Consider the following 4,917-nt stretch of genomic DNA (forward strand, 5'->3'; position numbering starts at 1 on the left):
AAAACCCACTGGCCACCCGGGGGGCGCGCCCCACTTCCTGGGCGCGCGACAAGCCCTGCTGCACGGCCTTCAGCAGCTTCTGCAGCGCGATCGGTTTTTCGAGGAAATTCAGGGCGCCGATGCGGGTGGCCTCGACGGCGGTATCGATCGTGGCGTGGCCGGACATCATAATGACCGGCATCGTCAGCAGGCCGTCGCGCTGCCATTCCTTGAGCAGGGTCACCCCATCGGTGTCCGGCATCCAGATGTCCAGCAGCACCAGGTCCGGCGCGCCGGCCGCGCGCGCTTCGCGCGCCTGCTGCGCATTCTCGGCCAGGGTGATGGCATGGCCTTCATCGCCGAGAATCTCCGACAGGAGCTCCCGGATGCCCATTTCATCATCGACTACGAGTATGTTCGCCATCTTATTGCCTTCCTGATCTTTTAGCGCGCCTGCCAAGCCCTTCACGGCGGCCTGCATCGTCTTGCCGTACTCGAGTACTGCCTTCGGCGATGCGCCCTGCACTGAAGGCTTTGCTGGACGCGGGAGCTCCTACCCGTTATTAGCGTGATTCTATGCGTCTTTTACACTTCGGCCAAGTTCGTCTCGGTGCCGATCTCAGGGGCCAACTTTAGCAGCAAAATGAATATGGCCGCGCCACATCCGTCCGTCCGGTTGGCGACGTCGATCCGGCCACCGTGCTCATCCACGATTTTCTTGACCATCGGCAGCCCCAGGCCGGTGCCGCGGACCTTGGTGGTGACATAGGGTTCGAAGGCGTGCGCCAGGATGCGCGGGGCGAAACCGGGGCCGTTGTCGACGATCGCCAGGCGCACCGCGGTGCCGGCCGAGCCGTCCGCGCCTTCGTAGTGGATGGCTTCGGTGGTGACATCGACGCGCGCCGGCGGATCGCAGGTCCCGCGGTCGATCAGCGCGTCCTGCGCGTTCTGGATCAGGTTGTGGATCACCTGGCGCATCTGGGTCGGGTCGCCCATCACGCGCGGCAGGTTCGGCGCCAGCGCGGCATGGATGATGTCCGACCCGTCCTCGGCCAGGTAGAGGCGCAGGATCTCGTCGATCAGGTCGTTCAGGTCGAGCGGCTGCAGCACCGCCGGCGGCGTGCGCGCGTAGTCGCGGAAATCGTCTACCATCCGCTTCATCGCGTCGACCTGGTTGACGATGGTATTGGTGCCCTTGCGCAGCAGCTCGGCCTGGGCCGGCGGCAGGCTGCCCTCGAGCTTCATCTGCATGCGCTCGGCCGCCAGCTGGATCGGCGTCAGCGGGTTCTTGATCTCGTGCGCCAGGCGCCGCGCCACCTCGCCCCAGGCCACCGAGCGCTGGCCCGAGATCACGTCCGAGATATCGTCGAACACCACGATGAAGCCGCTGCCCGCCCCCACCGGCAGGCGCGAGCCGCGCGCCAGCAGGGTGATGTCGTGGTCATGCTCGTCGCCGCCCGGACGGCGCGGGATTTCGATCTGCTGCTGCCAGTGGGCGCGCTTGCGTCCGCTGCCCGCGGCCGTGTGCGCGTTCTGCGCCGAAAAGGCGCGCGTGATGCAGTTCGAGAAATGGTCCAGGCCGGCGATGCGGTTCAGGGGCCCGGCCAGCGCGCCCGGCTCCACCTGCAGGATGCGGTAGGCCGCGTCGTTCGAGTTCACCACGGTGCCGTCGGCGTCGAGCACGATCACGCCCGCCGACATGTTGCCCAGCACCGATTCCAGGTGGGCCTTGGCGCTTTGCAGCGCGGCGCGGTTGCGCTCGACGGCGCTGCGCGCCTCGAACAGCTGTCCGGTCATGGCGTTGAAGGACTGGGTCAGGGTGCCCAGCTCGTCGCTGGTCTCGACGATCGGACGCGGCGACAGGTCGCCCTCGGCCACCGCCTGGGTGCCCTCGGCCAGCACCAGCAGCGGCTGGGCCAGGTTACCCGCGATCAGGAAGGCGCTGCCGATGGCGCCGAAGATCGCCAGCAGCAGGGTCAAGGTCAGGGTCTCGATGTACATCTTGCGCAGCCCGGTGCGGGCCGCGAAGCGTTGCCGGTATTCGGTATAGGCGGTGCTCAGCACCTCGGCGTTGGACGCCAGGTTGACCGGCACCGACTGCAGCAGCTGCAGGTAGCGCGGCGCCACGCCGGGCGGTTCGGGCACCGCCAGCACCACCCGCAGGCGCAGGCCGGTGGCCGCGTCCAACCCGGTCGGCGCTTCGGCCTGTTCGCGGAAGTCGCGGTCGATGCCGCCCTCGGCGCGCGCATAGCCGCCGGGAATCGCGGCGGCCTTGAGCATCTGCGCATTGGGCGCGTCGGCCGCCAGGTCCGGACGGCGCTCCTCGGCCGCGATCGAGACGATGTCGCCCTCGGCGTCGACCAGCATGGCGCTTTGCAGGCCGCTGGTGTCGGCCAGCAGGCGCGTCAGGACGGTCTGGGCCATGGTGTCGTTCTGCCCCGCCAGGGCCGCGGCCGCCGTCTGGCCGGTCGCGCCCAGTTCCACCAGGGCTTCGTCGAGGGCGGCATGGCCCAGGTTCAGGCCGGACTCGAGCGCCGCCTCGATCTTGACGTCGAACCAGGACTCGATCGAGTGCGACACGAACTGCACCGAGACCATGAAGATGACCAGGCCGGGCAGGATGCCGATGCCGGCGAATAGCAGGACCAGCCTGGCCATCAGCCGCGAGCCGAACTTGCCGGCCTTGTAGCGCGAATACAGGCGCGCCAGCGCCACGATCACCAGGATCAGGAGCAGGAAGGCCATCGCGGCGTTCAGCCCGAGCAGCCAGCCATAGTAGCGGTCGAAGAAGCCCGAGTTGTCCGACGCCGAAGCGAGCAGGAACAGCAGGATGGAGACGACCGCGCCGCCGACGACGAGCGCGTAGCGCAGCGCCTGATTGACCGATTTACTCCGCACGGTAGGTGAAGGACTTCTTGTTCGAGGCCAGGCGCCAGTCGGAATCGTTGAAGGCATTGACCTGCAGGGGTTTTTGCAGGTACTCGCGGTCCATGAACATGCGCAGCGAGACGTTATAGACTTCGCCGCGCTTGAGCGCGCCGCGCGGGGCGATCAGCCAGCGGTTCGGGCGCCGGATCAGGAACATGGCCTCGTCCAGGGTCTGGAAGCTTTGCTGGAAGCCGCCCAGCTGCTGGCTGCCGACCACGTGCACATAGTACTGGCGCGTCAATACATCGTAGGAGATGCGGATCGTGCGCCGCTCGGACACCGCCTTTTCGTCGCGCCACCACCAGCGCGGCCGGGTCAGCTCGATCTCGGTGGTGAAATGCAGCTGCACGCCATGCTGGATGGCGTCCTTGAGTCCGTGGTTCAGGTCGAATGCATAGGCCGTGTCGAGACGGTAGCCGTCTTCGCTGGCTTCGATGGCGGCCTTGGTGATCTCGATCCCGTCGGCCGCCTGCGCCGTCGCGCACGCGAAGACCAGCATCAGCTGGCAAGCGAGGAGGCGTAAAAATCGTAACGTCACAAGTGAGCCGGAGCCTTAAAAATTGAGCGTATCGTTCGGGGAGCGCAACATGGTGTCGACCGTTACTGCGCGCTCTTCTGGAACAGGGCGTAGAACAAACCGTCATGATCCTGCCCGGCACCGCTGGCTGGCAGCAGTTGGCCCGGCGCGTCAAGCCGAAGGGCATTGTGGCGCACCGCAAAAGCGGCCGCCTGCGCCTCCGATTCCTGGGGCCAGAGCGAACATGTCACGAACAACAATTTACCATTGGGAAGCAACATCTGCCAAAGCTTGTCGAGTATTTCAGAGGAAAGTGTTGCAAGTTGGAGTGTGTCGGACTTGCGGCGCAGCCAGCGGATGTCCGGGTGGCGCCGGACGATACCGGAGGCCGTGCACGGCACGTCGGCCAGGATACGGTCAAAGGCTTGGCCATCCCACCAACCGTCGGCCTGGGCCTCGGCCGCGACCAGCTTCGCCCGCAGGCCGAGGCGGCCCAGGTTGTCCCCCACCCGCGCCAGGCGCACCGGGTCGGCATCCACCGAGGTCAGGTCGACGTCGGCCGTCTCCAGGATATGGCCGCTCTTGCCGCCCGGCGCCGCACAGGCGTCCAGCACGCGCATGCCGTCCTTCAGGTCGAGCAGGGAGGCGGCCAGCTGGGCGCCCGCGTCCTGGACCGAGACCACGCCCTCGTGGAAGCCCGGGATCTGGCTGACGTTGATGGCCTGGGCCAGGCGCACCGCGGCTGGTCCGACCTGTTCGGCGGCGATGCCGGCTTCCTCGAGCGTACGCAGGTAGGCATCGACGCCGGTCTTCCTGCGGTTGACGCGCAGGGTCAGGGGCGGATGGGCGTTGCCCTCGGCGAGGATGCGTTCCCAGTCCTGCGGGTAGGCCGCGCGGGTGGCGTCGATCCACCATTGCGGGTAGTTCCAGCGCGCCAGCGGCTGGCGCAGGGCTTCCTGGACCAGTTCGGCGCGCTCGCGCAGGAAGCGGCGCAGCACCGCGTTGACCATGGCCTTGGCGTGGGCGAAGTCCGGATGGGCGGCGGCGGCGGTCACGGCCTGGTCGACCACGGTGAAGGCTTCGTACGGGGGCGCCGTGCCTTCCGGCGGGTCGAGCAAGGCCAGCGCGGCCTGCAGCAGGCCGCCCAGCATGGCCGGTTCCGGCGCCTTGCTGGTCATCAGGCCGAGCAGGACCTCGGTGCGGCCCAGCTGGCGCATCGTGCGGTAGGCGATGTCCTGGATCGCGCCGCGCGCCTGCGGCGCCGCGTCGTAGGCGGCGAACACCCCGCTCAAGGCCTGGGGCAGCGCGGCGCCGGCGCGCACCCGCGCCACGGCATTGGCCGCGCCCAGCAGGGCCAGGGCCAGCGAATCGGGCTTCAGCTCGGGGCGGAAGTCGCGCTGGGGCGCCACCTTCACCTCATGGCTCTGGCGCAGCTGCGGCTGCGCGCGTTACGGGCGCGCAGCCCCCGGAGCCTACTTTCGCGGCGCCCCCGA

4 protein-coding genes are annotated in these 4,917 nt (G+C 68.1%); all 4 read right to left on the reverse strand.

The window, feature by feature from the left end; genetic code table 11:
* On the reverse strand, positions 1–403 hold a 403-nt coding region (locus tag KBW98_RS23475; RefSeq protein WP_211522588.1), incomplete at its 3' end, for a response regulator.
* Positions 404–564: 161 nt separating this feature from the next.
* Positions 565–2,877 (reverse strand): ATP-binding protein, encoded by a 2,313-nt coding sequence (locus tag KBW98_RS23480; RefSeq protein ID WP_373888999.1) that lies wholly within the window; start codon positions 2,875–2,877, stop codon positions 565–567.
* On the reverse strand, positions 2,867–3,406 hold the full coding sequence (locus KBW98_RS23485) for a DUF4390 domain-containing protein (protein WP_229429389.1): 540 nt from the start codon (positions 3,404–3,406) through the stop codon (positions 2,867–2,869). Before KBW98_RS23485 ends, KBW98_RS23480 begins: the two co-directional genes overlap by 11 nt.
* Before the next feature lie 101 nt (positions 3,407–3,507).
* On the reverse strand, positions 3,508–4,857 hold the full coding sequence (gene rsmB, locus KBW98_RS23490) for a 16S rRNA (cytosine(967)-C(5))-methyltransferase RsmB (RefSeq protein ID WP_229429391.1): 1,350 nt from the start codon (positions 4,855–4,857) through the stop codon (positions 3,508–3,510).
* Between the last annotated feature and the right edge of the window lie 60 nt (positions 4,858–4,917).

Origin of the sequence: Massilia sp. ST3 (assembly GCF_018119405.1) — a bacterium.
In the GTDB taxonomy this organism is placed as follows: domain Bacteria; phylum Pseudomonadota; class Gammaproteobacteria; order Burkholderiales; family Burkholderiaceae_D; genus Telluria.